Annotated in this window: 17 protein-coding genes and 1 pseudogene; 10 read left to right on the forward strand and 8 right to left on the reverse strand. The window is 69.6% G+C overall.

The window, feature by feature from the left end; genetic code table 11:
* Nucleotides 1-85 precede the first annotated feature (85 nt).
* A complete protein-coding gene (locus tag ACIP79_RS26290) occupies nucleotides 86-592 on the forward strand; it encodes a cupin domain-containing protein (RefSeq protein ID WP_401227102.1) in 507 nt (168 codons plus the stop codon).
* A gap of 97 nt (nucleotides 593-689) precedes the next feature.
* On the opposite strand, the pseudogene ACIP79_RS26295 reads toward ACIP79_RS26290, so the two are convergent.
* A pseudogene (locus tag ACIP79_RS26295) lies at nucleotides 690-2,171 on the reverse strand (glycoside hydrolase family 30 beta sandwich domain-containing protein); the annotation flags it as partial.
* A gap of 163 nt (nucleotides 2,172-2,334) precedes the next feature.
* Nucleotides 2,335-3,300 (reverse strand): YihY/virulence factor BrkB family protein, encoded by a 966-nt coding sequence (locus tag ACIP79_RS26300; protein WP_401227103.1) that lies wholly within the window; start codon nucleotides 3,298-3,300, stop codon nucleotides 2,335-2,337.
* A 449-nt stretch (nucleotides 3,301-3,749) separates the two neighbouring features.
* Between ACIP79_RS26300 and ACIP79_RS26305 the strand changes: the two genes are divergently transcribed.
* The 3 genes from ACIP79_RS26305 to ACIP79_RS26315 all read left to right on the forward strand — a co-directional run bounded on the left by ACIP79_RS26305 (nucleotide 3,750) and on the right by ACIP79_RS26315 (nucleotide 7,238).
* Nucleotides 3,750-5,084: a glycoside hydrolase family 18 protein gene (locus tag ACIP79_RS26305; protein ID WP_401227105.1), complete on the forward strand. Its 1,335-nt coding sequence runs from the start codon at nucleotides 3,750-3,752 to the stop codon at nucleotides 5,082-5,084.
* 520 nt (nucleotides 5,085-5,604) lie between these two features.
* Nucleotides 5,605-6,522: a DUF1996 domain-containing protein gene (locus tag ACIP79_RS26310; protein ID WP_387182751.1), complete on the forward strand. Its 918-nt coding sequence runs from the start codon at nucleotides 5,605-5,607 to the stop codon at nucleotides 6,520-6,522.
* A gap of 80 nt (nucleotides 6,523-6,602) precedes the next feature.
* On the forward strand, nucleotides 6,603-7,238 hold the full coding sequence (locus tag ACIP79_RS26315; RefSeq protein ID WP_401227107.1) for a DUF305 domain-containing protein: 636 nt from the start codon (nucleotides 6,603-6,605) through the stop codon (nucleotides 7,236-7,238).
* A 10-nt stretch (nucleotides 7,239-7,248) separates the two neighbouring features.
* On the opposite strand, the gene ACIP79_RS26320 is transcribed toward ACIP79_RS26315, so the two are convergent.
* From ACIP79_RS26320 to ACIP79_RS26330, 3 genes are all read right to left on the reverse strand, one after another.
* The gene (locus ACIP79_RS26320; RefSeq protein WP_401227108.1) at nucleotides 7,249-7,785 is read right to left on the reverse strand and encodes a DUF2269 family protein; all 537 of its coding nucleotides are present in this window, start codon (nucleotides 7,783-7,785) and stop codon (nucleotides 7,249-7,251) included.
* Between the two features lie 128 nt (nucleotides 7,786-7,913).
* Nucleotides 7,914-8,297: a VOC family protein gene (locus tag ACIP79_RS26325; protein ID WP_401227110.1), complete on the reverse strand. Its 384-nt coding sequence runs from the start codon at nucleotides 8,295-8,297 to the stop codon at nucleotides 7,914-7,916.
* A 110-nt stretch (nucleotides 8,298-8,407) separates the two neighbouring features.
* Nucleotides 8,408-9,430 (reverse strand): aldo/keto reductase, encoded by a 1,023-nt coding sequence (locus tag ACIP79_RS26330; RefSeq protein WP_401227111.1) that lies wholly within the window; start codon nucleotides 9,428-9,430, stop codon nucleotides 8,408-8,410.
* A gap of 121 nt (nucleotides 9,431-9,551) precedes the next feature.
* On the opposite strand from ACIP79_RS26330, the gene ACIP79_RS26335 reads away from it, so the two are divergent.
* On the forward strand, nucleotides 9,552-10,175 hold the full coding sequence (locus tag ACIP79_RS26335; RefSeq protein ID WP_401227113.1) for a TetR/AcrR family transcriptional regulator: 624 nt from the start codon (nucleotides 9,552-9,554) through the stop codon (nucleotides 10,173-10,175).
* A gap of 12 nt (nucleotides 10,176-10,187) precedes the next feature.
* Here the strand turns inward: ACIP79_RS26335 and ACIP79_RS26340 are convergent, their stop codons facing one another.
* On the reverse strand, nucleotides 10,188-11,114 hold the full coding sequence (locus ACIP79_RS26340) for a DUF5829 family protein (RefSeq protein ID WP_401227352.1): 927 nt from the start codon (nucleotides 11,112-11,114) through the stop codon (nucleotides 10,188-10,190).
* 274 nt (nucleotides 11,115-11,388) lie between these two features.
* On the opposite strand from ACIP79_RS26340, the gene ACIP79_RS26345 reads away from it, so the two are divergent.
* The 5 genes from ACIP79_RS26345 (at nucleotide 11,389) to ACIP79_RS26365 (ending at nucleotide 14,175) form a co-directional block, all read left to right on the forward strand.
* On the forward strand, nucleotides 11,389-11,565 hold the full coding sequence (locus ACIP79_RS26345; RefSeq protein ID WP_383687822.1) for a hypothetical protein: 177 nt from the start codon (nucleotides 11,389-11,391) through the stop codon (nucleotides 11,563-11,565).
* 248 nt (nucleotides 11,566-11,813) lie between these two features.
* Complete coding sequence (locus tag ACIP79_RS26350; protein WP_401227114.1) at nucleotides 11,814-12,893, forward strand: YihY/virulence factor BrkB family protein; 1,080 nt, start codon at nucleotides 11,814-11,816, stop codon at nucleotides 12,891-12,893.
* A gap of 108 nt (nucleotides 12,894-13,001) precedes the next feature.
* Nucleotides 13,002-13,421, forward strand: a complete 420-nt coding sequence (locus ACIP79_RS26355) for a phage holin family protein (protein WP_401227116.1) — start codon at nucleotides 13,002-13,004, stop codon at nucleotides 13,419-13,421.
* Nucleotides 13,418-13,906, forward strand: a complete 489-nt coding sequence (locus tag ACIP79_RS26360) for a DUF3618 domain-containing protein (protein ID WP_401227117.1) — start codon at nucleotides 13,418-13,420, stop codon at nucleotides 13,904-13,906. Before ACIP79_RS26355 ends, ACIP79_RS26360 begins: the two co-directional genes overlap by 4 nt.
* Nucleotides 13,903-14,175, forward strand: coding sequence for a DUF4235 domain-containing protein (locus ACIP79_RS26365; RefSeq protein WP_401227119.1), 273 nt, complete (start codon nucleotides 13,903-13,905; stop codon nucleotides 14,173-14,175). The genes ACIP79_RS26360 and ACIP79_RS26365 overlap by 4 nt, the downstream gene beginning before the upstream one ends.
* A 582-nt stretch (nucleotides 14,176-14,757) precedes the next feature.
* Here ACIP79_RS26365 and ACIP79_RS26370 read toward each other — a convergent pair.
* Together ACIP79_RS26370 and ACIP79_RS26375 are read right to left on the reverse strand one after the other, a co-directional pair.
* Nucleotides 14,758-15,165 (reverse strand): FhaA domain-containing protein, encoded by a 408-nt coding sequence (locus ACIP79_RS26370; RefSeq protein WP_383690327.1) that lies wholly within the window; start codon nucleotides 15,163-15,165, stop codon nucleotides 14,758-14,760.
* A 157-nt stretch (nucleotides 15,166-15,322) separates the two neighbouring features.
* Complete coding sequence (locus ACIP79_RS26375) at nucleotides 15,323-16,051, reverse strand: class E sortase (protein ID WP_401227121.1); 729 nt, start codon at nucleotides 16,049-16,051, stop codon at nucleotides 15,323-15,325.
* Nucleotides 16,052-16,235 lie beyond the last annotated feature (184 nt).

The raw sequence follows: 16,235 nt of genomic DNA on the forward strand, positions 1-16,235 counted from the left end.
GCATGCGTTGCGGGAACATTGCCGCAGATGAAGGCTAATGGACACCTCTTGACATCCTTTCCGGCGCCGCCCTAGCGTCCCCGCCATGAGCGAGCCGCTGACGACCCCCGGCGAGGGCTTTCACCCTCACCTCCACACCCGACAGGGCGACCTGACGGCACCCCTGCGTGCCCGGCTGCACCACGTCCGGGCGGATTCCCTGGACGGCGACACGGCGCAGACCGGTGGCATGCGCAGGTTCGCGGCCGTCAGCGGAAAGACCGTCGGCTCCGAGAAGCTGTGGATGGGCCAGACCCACGTGGCCCCCGCGACCTCCTCCTCCGACCACCATCACGGCGAGTCGGAGACCGCCATCTACGTGGTCGGCGGGCATCCGGAGTTCGTGTTCGTCGACGACTCGGGCGACGAGCCGGAGGAGGTACGGCTGCGCACCTCTCCCGGCGACTACATCTTCGTACCGCCGTTCGTGCCGCACCGCGAGGAGAACCCGGACCCGGCGGACGAGGCCGTGGTCGTCATCGCCCGCAGCACCCAGGAGGCGATCGTGGTGAACCTTCCCCGGTTGTACGCCCTGCCGGTCGACGGGGCCTGACGACCGACAGAGGCCGACGGTCGAGGGGCGAGGACGGTGTCGGCGGGTGCGGGGTCCGGTCCGGCCAGGACGAACCCCGCACGGTGGGTGTCGGTTACCAGGTGAAGGTCGCCGTGGTGCGGGCCGGGAGGGTGTAGACGTAGGACTGGCTGCCCCAGTTCACGCGGATCGACTGGCTGCTGGTGCCGCCGTTGTGGGCGATCAGCGCCTTGGAGCCGTCGGGGTTGCGCCAGGCGACGTTCTGCACCGTGCCGTTGGCGGTCGAGGCGATGCGGTACGCGCCCGGCTTGACGAACTTGGTGAGGTGGCCGGTGGTGTAGTACTCGACGGTGTAGTCGACCTGTCCGGCCCGCGAGCCGCCCTCCTGCACGGTGATCAGGCCTGTGCAGGTGCCGCAACCGCCATTGTGCGGGCCCATGTTCTGGTTCAGCGCCAGGCTCCACTTGACCAGGCTGCCACTCCAGTTGCGGGTGTAGTTGACGATGTCGGCGAGGTCCTCGTTGTGCTGGTTGCCGATCCAGGTGCCGCCCGAGTGCTCGGTGCTGAACTGCTTGACCGCCGGGTACTGGTTGTGAACCTGGGTGCCGACCGCCGGGTCGCCGAAGTAGCCGTGCCAGGCGATCCCGCCGAACAGCGGGTCGTTGCGGACACCGGCGTCGGCGAGGATCGCCGAACCGAAGTTGGCGTAGTCGCCGTAGTTCCAGTCGTGCACGAGGACCTTGGTGCTGATGCCGGCCGCCCGGAACGCCGGGTACACGTGGTTCTTGGTGAACTCCACCAGCCCTGAGGGGTTCCAGCTCATGCCCGGGTAGTTCATCGCCGTCGGGTTGGCCGCCTGGCAGCAGTTGGGCTCGTTCTGCACCGAGATGTAGTTCACCGGGATGCCGGCGGCCTGGTAGCTCTGGATGTACTTGACCAGGTACTGGGCGTACGTGGGGTAGTACTCCCACTTGAGCCAGCCCATCTGGTCCATGCGGCCGTTGTCCTTCATCCACCCCGGCGAACTCCACGGCACACCCTTGACCCGGAGCGCCGGGTTGAGCTGCTTGGCCTGTCCGGTCAGGAGGCGGACGTTGGTGTCGTATCCGTTGGCGCCGAAGTCGTTCAGGTCGCAGCAGGTGTCGTCGAGCGAGACGTTGCCCGGCCGGGAGAGGTCGGAGGCTCCGATGGGGTTGCGGACGAAGGACAGTCCGATGCCCGCGGTCGGCGAGAACAGCTTCTGCATGACGGCGTCACGGGTGGCGGCGCTGATCGGCCCGCCGCGCAACAGGTAGGCGGTGGTGTCCGTGATCGAGGCACCGCCGCCCTCGAACTGCTGGTACGTCGTGCCCTCGTTGACGGTGATGGTGTGCTGGGCCGTTCCGCCCGCGGGGCCGAACCGGAGCGCTGTCTGCTGTGCCAGACCGCGCGTCACGTTCCGCCCGGCGGAGTCGGACGTGGTCGTCAGCCAGACGTTGACCGGCTCGTTCGCCGCCTCGGCCGTGCCGCCGGTCGCGGCGAGCGTCGCCGCCGCGACCACACCGGCCAGCAGGAAGCGGGTTGTTCGGGACAGCCGGGATCTGGGACGGGATCGTGTCATGTTGTCGCCCTTCGCAATGGTGGGGGCAATGCAAGGCATTCAGATACATGACCAGAAGGTCAGTTTGTGACCGATCCCCGGTGAAGCTAAAGGTCTGAACCAAAGCAGTCAAGACTTGGCGCCGAAGGGTCGGCCACGGCCCGGTCGATCACGGCCCAGCCGATCACGGGCCTGACCCGGGATCCGGCTTCACGGCGTCGGTGATCCCCGCCCGGGCCGCTTCGAGTTGGGCGGCGAAGGCTATGCCGAGGAACAGCGTCACGCCCGTGAGGTTGGCCCACAGCAACAGGGCGACGAAGGCGGTCAGCGGCCCGTACACCGCGCCGAACGATCCGCTCTTGGCGACGTACAGCGCCAGCAGCCACGTGGCCGTGATCCAGAGCACCAGATGGACGGCCGAACCGAACGCCAGCCATGTGTAGCCCGGTTGGTCCCTGCGCGGCGCCCAGCGGAAGATCACCGCCGAGCCGATCCAGGCCAGCGCCACACCCAGCGGCACGTTGAGGAAGCTCCACCAGTCGAGCGGCCCCTGGGGCAGGCCGAAGGTCTCCCCCACCGCCTCCCCGACGGCGTCCCCCGCGACGAGTACGAGGAACCCGAGGACCATCGGCATGCCCGCGGCCAGGGCGAGGACCAGGGACCGCCCGTACTTGGCGAGGAAGGGCCGGTCGCGTTCGATGCCGTAGATGCGGTTGGCGCCGCGTTCGACCTGCGCCATGGCCGAGGCGAGGTTGAGGACCGCGAAGACCAGGCCCACCCACATGGCGACGGCGTTCCAGATACCTGAACCGGCGCTGCGTTCGGTGCCGTCGAGGGCTTCCTCGACCAGACCCGAACTGGCGCCCGGCACGATGTGGCCGAGGGTGAGCTCGATGATCCGCCCCACGCTCTCCGTGTGGACCGTGGTCGCCACCCCGACCAGCGCGATGGTGAACGGCACCATGCCCAGGACGACCTGGAAGGCGAGAGAACGCGAGTTGGTGAACCCGTCGGCGTAGCGGAACCGGGCGAACGCGTCGAGCAGCAGCCTGCGCCCTCCGTAGCGCCTGAGCGCGGTGAGCGCCTCGTCTCCGGAGAGTTCCTCCCCGATCATGTCCCGTGTCTGCGGAACGTGCACAGTGGTCCCCATGGCGAGCGTCTCCCCTCCCGTCGTACATGCAGCGTGCGCCTTTGAAGCCGCCCTCCGGGCAGCGGGCGGCCCGGACACACCTTCTTGCCGGACAGGCGCACATCAGTCGCCCTTGACGCGCGTGCGCCGAACGACCCTCCGACCGACTCGGGCTGCCGGCTTCCGGACGGGCGACAGCGCGCACTCGTCGCACACTTATCGCGCTCAGGAGATCATCTCCCATACCGGCTCACGCTCGCCGCGCAGGCCGGGCACTTGGCGCGCGGGCGAGCCGGACGCCTGTCGCGCGGGCGGGCCGGGCACTTGTCGCGCAGGCAGGCAGGGCACCTGTCCGGCGGCGTGGCCGCACCCGGCGGCCGTCCCAGGTGTCCGACCTCCACCCCACCCTTGACCGCGCTCTCGCCCGCACCCCCTTGACCGCAGATGGTACAGACCAATAGCTTCCGGGCATGCGACGAAGACTCCTGAGCAGGCTGGCGTTCGCCGCCTGTGCCGCGTCCCTTCCCGTCACCCTCCTCGCCACGGCTCCCGCGTCCGCCGATGGCAAGCACGCTTCCAAGCCCGCCGCTTACAAGAACGTCGGCTACTTCACCCAGTGGGGTGTCTACGGCCGCGACTTCCAGGTCGCCGACCTCGAGGCGAGCGGCGCGGCGTCCAGCCTCACCCACATCAACTACGCGTTCGGCAACGTCAGTTCGGACGGCAAGTGCTTCACCGGGAACATCCCGGGCGAGGCCGACGCCTGGGCGGACTACGCGCGCCCCCTGGACGCGGAGAACTCCGTGGACGGCGTCGCCGACACCGACACGCAAGCGCTGGCGGGCAACTTCAACCAGCTGCGCGAGCTGAAGGCGAAGCACCCGGGCCTGAAGGTGATGATCTCCCTCGGCGGCTGGAGCTGGTCCACCCACTTCTCCGACGCGGCCCGTACCGTCGCCTCGCGCAAGGCGTTCGTGTCCTCGTGCCTCGACCTGTACATCAAGGGAAACCTGCCGGTCGACGGAGCGCGGGGCGGCCAGGGCGCCGCGGCGGGCCTGTTCGACGGGGTGGACCTGGACTGGGAGTGGCCGGGGTCCGCCGGGGACACCGACACGGTCTACCGCCCCGAGGACAAGCGGAACTTCACCGCACTCGTGCACGAGTTCCGGCGCCAGCTCGACTCGTACGCGACCACGCAGCGCAAGGGCAAGCACTACGAGTTGACGGCCTTCGTCCCGACCGCTCCCGAGAAGATCGACGCGGGCTTCGACGTGCCCCGCATCATCCGGGACCTGGACTTCGTCAACCTTCAGGGCTACGACTTCCACGTCTCCGGCGAGGCGACCACGAACCAGCAGTCCGCGCTGTACGCGCGGAACGACTTCAGCGTCGACCAGACCGTCGACGCCTGGCTCGAACGAGGAGCGCCCGCGCGCAAGTTGGTCGTGGGGATGCCCTTCTACGGACAGGGCTGGACCGGTGTCACGGGAGGCGGTGACGGCCTGAACCAGCCCGCCACGGCCCCGGCACCGGCGACCTGGCAGGCCGGGTACGAGGACTACAAGGCGCTCAAGAAGCTGGCGGACTCGGGGAGTTACACCCTCCACCGGGACCGCAGGAACGGCCATGCCTGGCTCTTCGACGGCACGACCCTGTGGACCTACGACGATCCGCAGGTCCTTTCCACCAAGACCGACTACATCCGCCGGCACCGACTGGGCGGCGCGATGATCTGGTCCCTCGACGGAGACACCCCCGACGGCGAACTGATCCACGCGATCGACAAGGGCCTCTCACGCCGCTGAGCGGCACCGCTGTCCGGGGTGACCTTGACCGACAGGCCCCCAAGGCGAGGCGGTGGGACGGTGACCAGTTCACCGGCCCACCGCCTCGCCGTCTTGCGCTGAGCGAGAGGGATCCGCCAGGCCCGGCGAGGGCGATCCCCAGCTTCACGTCAAGACGCCTCAACCTCCTGAAGCGAAACGTCCGACTGGAGGGACGCCGGAGGGTCCGTCCAGTCGGACGGGCGTCGGTGCCCGAGGTATCGCGACAGGACCCACCGGACACGCGGCGCGGATTGTGCCTGCGTAACGCGTGTTCAGCCTGTTCCCGGCGATGCGCGGGCCGACGTGACGCGGCTCGGGATCGAAGCCTCTCCCCGGCGGACGCCTTGAATTCTTGAAGGCAACCCGGCCCGCAGCCGTACTAATGCCGACGAGAAGCATTGACAACGCCATGACATGTGACTTCACTCCCGAGGCAGAGCGCCGGAACCGGTACCGGTACCGGTTCCGCTCACCCCACCGCTCCCCAAGGAGGAGTGCCGTGTTAGCAAGTTCCTCTCCCCCCGCCGCGGCCAACAGCCGCAGACGACCTCGCTGGACCGCTGTGCTTGCGGCGTTCACACTGGCGGTCGCCGCGCTGTACGGGGCTTCGACGCAGGCCGACGCGGACCGCTCGGCCCCGACAGGGGCCGAAGTCGTCCGGGTGGCCGAGTTCCTGGCCGAATGTCCGTACAGCCACCGTCTCCCCGACGACCCGATCGTCGCGCCCGGCCTGCCCGGCGGCTCCCACATGCACAGCTTCTTCGGCAGCCGGGTGACCAACGCCCACACGACGCTGCCGGATCTGCAGGGTTCCGCCAGCACATGCAGCCCGGCCGTGGACACGTCGTCGTACTGGGTGCCGACGCTCTACCGCGACAACACCGCCGTCGAGCCCACCGGCACCACCTTCTACTACCTCGGGGAAGGCGTGCGTGACGACATCATCCAGCGCACCCAGCCCCTCCCCCTGGGTCTGCGCATCGTCGCGGGCAACGCGAAGGCGACGGGGACGGCCGACCCCACGTCCATCGCCCGCTGGTCCTGCCTGCACCACGGCGAGGTCAATCCCTCCAAGGACTTCGTGAACTGTCCGGCCGGCTCCATGCTGGAGTCGTACATGGACTTCCCGCAGTGCTGGAACGGCAGGGACCTGGACTCCGCCGACCACAAGAGCCACATGGCCTACCCGGTCAACGCCGCGTGCCCCGCGAGCCACCCGGTGCCCGTACCCAAGCTGCGGCAGGTACTGCGCTACCCCGTCTCCGGTGCCACAGGAGGGCTGCGGCTGGCCTCCGGCCCCGGCTACACGATGCACGCCGACTTCTTCAACGCGTGGCCCGCCGCCGAGATGGCACGCAGGACCACGAACTGCATCAACGCCATCGTCAAGTGCGGCGCTGACGGCAACCCTTCCTGACCGGCGCGACCCACCGGCCCCGCGCCCGCGGGGCATCACCACCACCCCCACCACCACGGCATCGGAGACAGGAGACGGCCATGGCTGAACTCGAACCGCGGTCGAGCCGTGGTCGCCGTGCACACCTCGTCGTGACGCGGGTGTGCACGCTGGGGTGCACGCTGTTGCTCCTGTCCGGGTGCGCCGGTTCCCAGCAGGGGGCCGGCACACCCGCCAAGGCGTCCGTCACCGGCAACGCGCCGACGGACCTCTCCGGAGCGGCCGTTGGAGACACCGGCACGTTCAACTCCACGGACATCGCCTGGCTCCAGTTGCTGATCGCCATGGACGACCAGACCCGGCAGATCCTGAAACTCGCGCCTCGCCATGTCGGCGAACCCGCTCTCAAGCGTTGGGCGGCCGACGTCGCCCGGGACAACCTGGGCCAACTGAAGACCCTTCGCAAGCTCCTCGCCACAGCCGGCGTCCCGGACACCAACCCGCACGAGGGCCACGACATGCCGGGCATGGTCGACGCCGGGGAACTGGAGGCGCTCGCCGACGCGACGGGCCCGGAGTTCGACCGACTGCTGCGGTCCGCCCTCCGCGAGCACCTCACCCAGGCCGAGCAGTTGTCGAACGGCGTGCGCGACAGCGGCTCCGACACCCGGGTACGGAAGCTCGCCGCCGCCGTGAAGAACTCCGCGGCGGACCGACGCCGGAGCATGCCCACGTGAGGGGGGCAGTTCAGGCGGCTTGCCGGCTGCGCCCCGCGTCCACCGGAGTGCGGGCCGCCGCGCGCAGGTTCCGGCCGCGCCGGGTCAGGCCCCAGGGCTTGACGACCGAGATCACCGTCATGAAGAGGTAGGCGGACAGGGAGACGACCGGCCCGAACAGTACGTCGCCGGCGTCGGGGAGGGCGTCACCCGCGGCCACGGCGGAGACCGCGGAGTTCACCGCCGGTCGCAGCGCGAAGACGGTCGCGGTGATCGTGGCCAGGGTCAGCCAGAACTTCGTGAAGACCCATCGGTGCCTCGCCAGTCCCCACGGGGTGCCCAGCGACAGCACCAGGCCGCTGAGGAGGGTGAGCAGCGCAACGGGGAGCAGGAGCCAGTCGGCGAAGAGCTTCATGGCCCGGACCGAGGCCTCCACCGTCACCGCGGAACCGGTGGTGGCCGCGGTGATCCCGAGGGCGAGCAGCCCGAGCGTGAGCCCGAGCCAGCAGGCGGACGCGGCTACGTGGACGACCAGGTTGGCCCGGCGTGCGGGTCGGCTGAGTTTCACCTGACCCACGGTGCCGGGCGCAGGCGGCCGGGGCGTCTGACAGCGGGAGTAACCCCGCGTACTCGCGTCGGCGTACCGGGTGGGACGACGTACCTCGTGCCGGAGGAGATCCGTGAAGTCGCAGGCGGTCACACAGGCTGGAGCCGGGTGCGCAGGAGACAGAATTCGTTGCCCTCCGGGTCGGCCAGGACGTGCCAGCTCTCGGAGCCGGTCTGGCCGACGTCGGCGGGCCTGGCGCCGAGGGCGAGCAGCCGCTCCAGCTCGGCGTCCTGGTCGCGATCGGTGGCGTTGACGTCGATGTGCAGTCGGAGCTTGCCGGTACGCGGGTCGCCGCTGGGGCTGAGGACCAGGGTGGGCTGCGGACCGCCGCTGCCCGTGTCGGGCGGGCCGATCTCGATGCTCCCGTCGTCCTCCCGGCCGAGTTCCACGTAACCGAGGACCTCGCTCCAGAACGCGGCGAGCCGCTCGGGATCGGCGCAGTCGATGACCAGCTCACTGATGCGGCATGCCATGCCCGGAAGTCTACGTAATCAGCCCGTACGGCGCGTCGGACGGACGCGCGTTCCGCCGGGGGTGAGGGCGCCTGGCCCGTACGAGGGTCGGGCGGGCGTACGGAGGCCGGTCACGCGGCCGCGCGTTCCGCGAGGGGGCGGCGGCGCAGGCTCGGGGTCTCGAGCGCGGGAGGCCGGTAGTCCTGGTCGAGCACGCCGACGTCGGTGCCGGGCGGCACGATCTCGTCGATCCGGTCCAGGATGTCGTCGCCGAGGACGACGTCGATTCCGGCGAGGAGGTCGTCGAGATGCTCCATCGTGCGCGGCCCGATGATGGCACTGGTGACGCCGGGGTGGGCGACGGCGAACGCCGTGGCGAGGTGGGTCATCGGCATACCGGCTTCCTCGGCGAGGGGGATGAGTTGTTCGACGACGTCGATGCGCCCCTCGTCGTTGAGGTGCTTGAAGAAGCTCGCGCGGCGCAGGCCGTTCTCCTGGTTCCTGCGGACGCGGCCGGTGAGCAGCCCCTGTGCGAGCGGCCCCCACACCAGGGTGCCCATGCCGTACCGCTGGGCGACGGGCAGGACCTCCCGCTCGATGCCGCGGTTGAGAAGGGAGTACGGCGGCTGTTCGGCGCGGAAGCGTTCCAGGTTCCGGCGCTCCGCGACCCACTGCGCCTCGACGATGTCAGAGGCCGGGGTGTTGGAGGAGCCGATGGCGCGGACCTTTCCGCTGCGGATCAGGTCCGTGAGCGCGGAGAGTGTCTCCTCGACGTCGGTCGTGGGGTCGACTCGGTGGATCTGGTAGAGGTCGATGTAGTCGGTGCCCAGGCGGCGCAGCGAGTTCTCGACCGCGGTCATGAGCCAACGCCGGGAGGCGCCCTGGTGGTTGGGGTCCTCCCCCGTCGGGCGGCCCGCCTTGGTGGTCAGGACGACATCGTCGCGGCGCCCCTTGAGCGCCTTGCCGACGACCTCCTCGGAGTCACCGTAGGCGTCGGCCGTGTCGACGAAGTTGATGCCGGCGTCCAGCGCCCGGTGGATGACGCGGACCGAGTCGTCGTGGTCCGCGTTGCCGATGGCCGAGGCGAACATCAGCGTGCCGAGGGCGTACGGGCTGACTCTGATGCCGGTGCGGCCCAGCGTGCGGTACTCCATGGGTCCCTCCTGGGTTGTGGAAGAGCACCCGTGGGATGCCCTACCCTACGGCTAAGCGGAAAGCCGTTCCGGAACTACGACTATACGGAAAGGCTTTCCGGTTAAGCAACCGGAGGGACCTATGACCGACAAGCCAGGACCGTCCGGGGCGCCCCGCCGCATGCGCGCGGACGCGCAGCGCAACGGGGACGCCCTGATCAAGGCCGCGAGGGCCGTTTTCGACACGTCCGGCGTCGACGCGCCCGCCAAGGAGATCGCCGACCTGGCCGGCGTTGGCGTCGGGACCCTCTACCGGCACTTCCCGCTGCGCTCGGACCTGGTCAAGGCCGTGGTGGAGAGCGGGATCGACGCCTGCGCCGCGGCGGGGCCGCAGCTCAGCGCCGTCCACGAGCCTGGAGAGGCGCTCGCCGAGTGGCTGCGCCGGTACACCGAGTTCCTGGGGACCAAACGGGGACTGGCCCCGGCCCTCCATTCGGGTGATCCGGCCTACGAGGCGCTGCCCCGCTACTTCCTGGAGAAGGTCGGTCCCACTCTCACGGCACTGCTCGCCACCGCGGCGGCCGACAGAGCTGTACGCGACGACATCAGCGCTCACGACCTGCTGTACGCGATCGCCAACCTGTGCATGCCCGTACCCGACGAGGGCCCTGAGTACAACCAGCGCATGGTCGCTCTGCTCGTCGACGGGCTGCGCACCCCTCGCCGAGGTGTCTCGTCCGGTAAGTCGCGGCCGTCTCCCGCCTGAGCGCTCCCTCGGTCACTCCGGGCCGGCGAAGGTCCAGACGGCGCGGGCGCCCGGGCCTACGGCGAGGGTGGACCGGCCGATGCGCTCCTCGTGCCGGTGCTTCACGGACCGGTTGAGCGACAGCCCGATCTGCCGCAGGCCGGCCTGCTCGCGCGGTACCGCGTCGAGGCGGATCGTGGTGCCGCCGCCCTTCGCGACGACGCCACCGCCCGCGACGGAACGGACGGTGAACCCGCCCGCCCGGAGCAGCGGCACGGTGTCGGCGAGGTCCCCTTCCGTGACCGCGATGCGGATGGAGGTCACATCGCGCATCAGATGATCGCCGTAGTCGTCGGACAGGTAGCGCTCGCGGCCCACGTCGCCGGGGTAGTTGGGCGGCTCGGTGTTTCCGCGCGGGTCGGCGAAGTACTCGGGGCGGTACTCCATCGCCCACGCTCCGAAGGCGTCGTACCGCTCGGTCGTCAGGATGGCGTCGAACCAGGGCACCGGAACACCGTCACCGAAGTCACGCGTCTGAAGGAACTCGATCGGGTTGGCGATCCCCAGATCCGGCAGCCGCTCCGTAACCACCGCGAGGTCACCGGCGCGCTCGGTCGAGACGCCCATTCCGCCCGCGCCGAAAGCGCCGTCCGGGCCGGGCAGATCGCCGACACCGAAGAGTTCGAGGTACGTCTCACGCCCCATCAGGTAGCGGCCGGACCAGGTCTGCCCGCCGGCACCGGTCGTGGTGCGGACCTGGAAGTTGGCGAACTCCCGCAGGTAGTCGGAGTGTTCGATGGCGTCGGCGGTCTCCCGGTCGAGCACTCCGTAGGCGTGGTTGAAGAACAGCAACTGCCGGTCCGACGACGGTCCGTTGCCCTCGCCCCGCGCCGTGCTCGCTCCACTCTCCACCGCCCCCGTGAGAGCGGCGGCCAAGGCCATCACAACGACCATGATCATCCGAAACGTCCGGTTCAGCACCATGCGCGTGATCGTAGGACGGAGAGGATCACGGCCACCGTCGATCGCTGGACGACGGCTTGAAACCGCCGGTACCAGGGCGTTTGCGCACGCATCGGCCGCAGCGCGCCGCGGTGTCCGCCGTACGTCACCGCGCGATCCCCACCGCGGATCAACGCCGTTCGAAAATCCTTCAGTTGCCGGGGTCTAGCGGCGGGTATCCGGGGAACACGAAGCGCACCACAACGACATGACGAAATAGGGGAGCTGTTTCATGCTTGGTATAGCCGCAGCGGTGCTTTTCTTCATCTCTTTCCTCATCAACGCCGCAGAGATCGACACGAATGACACGTTCTCGTCGGTGAATATCATGCTTCTCGGTCTCACCCTGCTGGCACTGCACGTGGCGGGGATCGGCACCGGCTGGGCCAGCCGCACCCGCAGACGCTGACAGCACCCGCCTCGACGGCCCGTGCACCGTAGGCAGGCCGAGCGCCGGCGCCCCGTTCCGGGCGTCGGCGCTCGGTCGTCGCCGCGCGGGTCCAGGAACCGACCGATCGACCAATCGACCGACCAATCGGCCGACCGATCATCGTCGCGAACCGCCGTCACGAACCGTCGTCGCGAACAAAACCAATATCGTGCGCACAAATAGAACCAGTGCGGTGTGGGACGCGAATATGGGGTCACCCGTTGCCCATGACACGCCTTCCCGGTTTCAGACACCGGCGCACCCCTGAACAAAGCGACGGTCCTCGACAGGACTCGTCGGGCGAGCCCGAGCCCAACGACGGGTTCGGGCCGGACCGGGAAGTGGAGCGGGATGCTCCGGACGCTCCGACCGAGATGCCGAAGAAGTCGTGGTGGGCGGTGTTGCGTCGGACGGTCACCGAGTTCAAGGACGACGAACTGACTGACCGGGCCGCGTCGCTCACCTATTACGGAGTGCTGTCGCTGTTTCCCGCGCTCCTCGTGCTGGTCTCGCTGTTCGGGCTGGCCGGCGAGTCCGCGACGAACAAGGTTCTCGACAACCTCACCCAGCTCACCCCCGGTTCGGCCCGCGACGTGATCACGAGCGCGGTCCGGCAGTTGCAGGGCAACGCCGACACCGGCTCGGTGATGGCGATCGCCGGTCTGACGCTGGCGGTGTGGTCGGCGTCCGGCTATGTCGCCGCCTTCATCCGCACCTCGAACGTCGTCTACGACATTCCCGAGGGTCGGCCCGTGTGGAAAGTACTGCCGGTGCGCCTGGGCCTCACGGTGGTGCTGATGATCCTGGCGGTCGCCAGTGCGCTGATCGTCGTCTTCACCGGAGGCCTGGCCCAACAGGCCGGCGCCGCGTTCGGGATCGGCGACAGCGCTCTGACCGTCTGGTCGATAGCCAAGTGGCCGGTGCTGGTCGTCCTGGCCACCAGCATGATCGCGATCCTGTACTGGGCGACGCCGAACGCCCGGGTCCGCGGCTTCCGCTGGATCACTCCGGGCAGCTTCCTCGCGCTGCTGATCTGGATGGTCGCCTCCGCCGGGTTCGCGTTCTACGTGGCGACGTTCGCCACGTACAACAAGACGTACGGCACCTTCGCCGGGGTCGTCGTCTTCCTGCTCTGGCTGTGGATCACCAATCTGGCGATCCTTCTGGGCCTGGAGTTCGACGCCGAGCTGACCCGCGAGCGCGCCATAGTCGGCGGCCACCCCGCCGAGACCGAGCCCTACGTCGAGGCGCGTGACACCCGGACGTGGAACGAGCGGGACAAGAAGCGGCTCCGAGAGCAGCAATGAAACCCCTCTCCGGCGAAAGACACCTGGTGGGAGAGGGTTCGCATCGATTTCTCGGGTACCCGGGACCTACACGACGACAACGACCGCGAAGAGAGAGGGTGAACTGTCATGGCCACAGGCGGCTCCCAAAGCCACCAGAGTGACGCCGAGCAGCCGGTGGGTGAGCTCGTGCAGCGTGCCTCGCAGCAGTTGTCGCAGCTGGTGCGCGAGGAGATGCGGCTGGCGCAGGCGGAGATGACGCAGAAGGGCAAGCGATTCGGCGTCGGCGGCGGGCTTTTCGGCGGTGCCGGACTGATGGGCGTGCTGGCGCTCCAGGCCCTGGCCGCGACCGTCATCGCCGCGCTGGCGCTGGCACTGCCTGTGTGGGCCTCGGCTCTGATCGTCACCGGTGTTCTGGCCGCGATCGCCGCGGTTCTCGCCCTCGCCGGAAAGAAGCAGATCAGCAAGGCGACCCCGCCCGTGCCCGAGCAGACCATAGACAGCGTCAAGGCAGACGCGGCCGAGATCAGGGAGAAGGCTCACCGATGAACCAGCACAAGCCCGAGGACAACGGCCAGACCCCCACGCCCGAGGAACTGCGCGAGCAGGTCGAGCACACGCGTGAGGAGCTGGGGCACACGGTCGAGGCGCTGGCCGCCAAGACTGACGTCAAGGCCCGTGCCCAGGAGACCGCCGCCGAGGCCAAGGAGCAGGCGAGCCAGAAGGCCGCGCAGGTCTCGGCCCAGGTGCGTGCCAAGGCCGCCCAGGCCGCGCAGTTGGTCAAGGACAAGACCCCCGAGCCCGTACGGGAGAAGGCCGGCCGGGCCGCCGTACAGATCCGGGAGAAGGTCACCGAGGCCGGGCACCTCGCCCAGGAGAAGACCCCGCAGCCGGTTCGCGAGAAGGCCGACAAGACGACCCAGGTGGCGCGGGACAACCGCACCGCGCTGCTCGCCGGGGCCGGCACCGTCGCCGTACTGCTGATCGCGCGCCGCTCCCGCAGGGCGAGCCGGGCGCGCAAGGGACGCCTGTGAAAGCCTCCGCCCTCGTCTACAAACCGGCCGGGCTGCTCCTCGGCGCGGCCGGGAGCAAGCTCGCCGGTGCCGCGTTCAGGCGGGCCTGGAAGCTGGTCGGCCACGACGAGAAGCCGAATGACGCCTCGAACGAGGTCCGCCCGTGGCGGCAGGTTCTGCTCGCCGCCGCTCTTCAGGGCGCCACGTTCGCGGTCGTCAGGGCCGTCGTCGACCGTTCCGGCGCCCGGTCGGGCGCGGGCGACGGGCCTCGCCGTCTGACCGAGGCCTGAGGCGACGACCGAGGCCTCAGGCTGCGGATCCGGCTCAATACGACGGACCCGGCTCCAGGCGGCTGCCGTACAGACGTCGAGCGCGACGATGGCGGATCCAGCCTCTTTCCAGCCCTCGGCCCGCACCGGACAAGCTTCCGGTGCGGGCCGAGGGCTGGTGGTATCGGGTGGGACGGTCTCCGGGCGCGGGTCACGGTTGCGGTTCCAGCCGTCGTCCACGGCGCACCCGAAGACCCCTAGCACAGACCTCCGATTGCGCGAGGGCTGGTCAGGAACCCGGATATGCGGTCACCATCTGGCTAGGTGTCTCGCATCGGTACAGGAGGGGAGACCGCCATGGCCGGCCCCCTGCCGTCGCGTGTCTCGGCTCCCGACGGGGCCCCGCTGTGACGGCCTCCCGGATTCCCGGCCTCATCCTGCCGGTCGTCTTCCTCGTGGCAGCCGTGATCGGCGCCGTCTGGTACTGGCGACACCGCGGTGAGTAACCCGCTCTCCGCCGTACGAGCGCCGCGGCGAGCGGGACCCCTGTGGCCGGGGTCCCGCTCGCCGCAAGGAAGGCGGCCCTCTACGGAAGGCTGCCGTCTAAGCCGGCGCGGAGCGCGGGAAGGCGTCCGCCCGCACGTTGTGCATCACTCGGCTTGCGACGCGATAGCGACCGTTGGGCACGTGGCAGGACTTGGTGACGTGCACAGCGAGCGGGCCGGCCCATTCGTAGCCCTTGCGTTCGCCGTGACGGGCCAGGGTGTCGGTGAGTATCTGGTCGATACGGTCGTCGCCGTTGCGCTCGAGTTCCTCGTGGGCGAACTCGGCGAGTTCGACGTCGTAGGCGTTGGGAACGACAATGCGGCTCTCGCTGCACACGACGATGTGTTCGTCGCATTCACGGCGCAGGGCCTCGACCAGTTCGACGGGTTCCTTGTCCCGGATCCGCCCGAGCATCCTCTGTCCGAAGCGCTCCAGCGCCCGTTCCACGCCGGTGAGTGTGCTCACGCTTACGCCTCCTCGCTCGGTCGGTCGGTGGTGTCGTTCCCTTCGTCTCATCTCTCGCGGGTTCCCGGGGCGGGCGAATCAACGCGTCCGCGCTGTCACCGTGCTGTAACTACTGCCGCGACCACCGCATCGACCACTGGCTCGGCTACTGGCTCGGCTACTGACTGGAAACCCTCTTCAGGACGCCGATCCTGTCGATGCGGTGTTCGGGATTTCCCCTGTCGTCCCGCCAGAGGTTTCCCGCCGCGTCGTCCTCGGGCGTCGCGCACGTCGAGATGGTGATCATGGCTTGGGTGGGTTTCCGGCCCGGGTGGCCCGGGACGGCGGCCCGTTGTTCGGCGAGCGAGCGGTCGGAGCGGAAGGACGTGGTTCTGCGGGCGGTGATCTCGTACTCATAGATCGTGCCCCCCGCCGTGACGACGACCGCCTCGCCCACGTCGAGGGCGGGCAGCTCGCGCAGCGGGCCGCCCGCGGACAGCCGGTGGGCCGTCACGAGGTAGTTCCCGACCTGGCCCGGACCGACACCGCCGCGGTCGCCGTGGGGACTGGCGGCCACACCGCGGTTCTGGATCCGGGTGCCCGGCCAGTCGTCGGTCGTCCCCTCGTACGGGACGACGCGCAGGTCCGCGAGACCGATCGCCGGTATCGCGAGCCGGGCGGCCTGGACCCGGGGGGTAGCGGTCTCGCGAGGGGTCGGTGCGGCGGTGACCGTGGTGGACGGCGCGGAGCCCGGTGACGGTACGCCGGGGGTGGTGACCGCCGACACCGTGCTGGTGCCCGCCTCGGACTTCCCGGACTCCTCGACCACCGCGCCGGTGGAACAGCCCAGCAGCACGAGCATGACGCCGCCGCTGAGCGCGGCGGGAAGAACTCCGGAACGGGGCATGGCACTCGGGATCGGTGGCCGGGGTCGCGGCACGCCGTCCGGAGAGTGGGAACGCCGCACCGCGTGGAGAGTGGCTGCTTCAGAGGGGAGAACGGCGGGCGTCCGCCAGGAGTTCCCTGCCCCTGAGCCGCCCGGGGGCGCGCCGACACCCGCCCACCCGGGGAGGAGCGAGGCGCGGTGGCGC

This window comes from Streptomyces sp. NPDC088747 (assembly GCF_044751025.1).
Classification (GTDB): domain Bacteria; phylum Actinomycetota; class Actinomycetes; order Streptomycetales; family Streptomycetaceae; genus Streptomyces.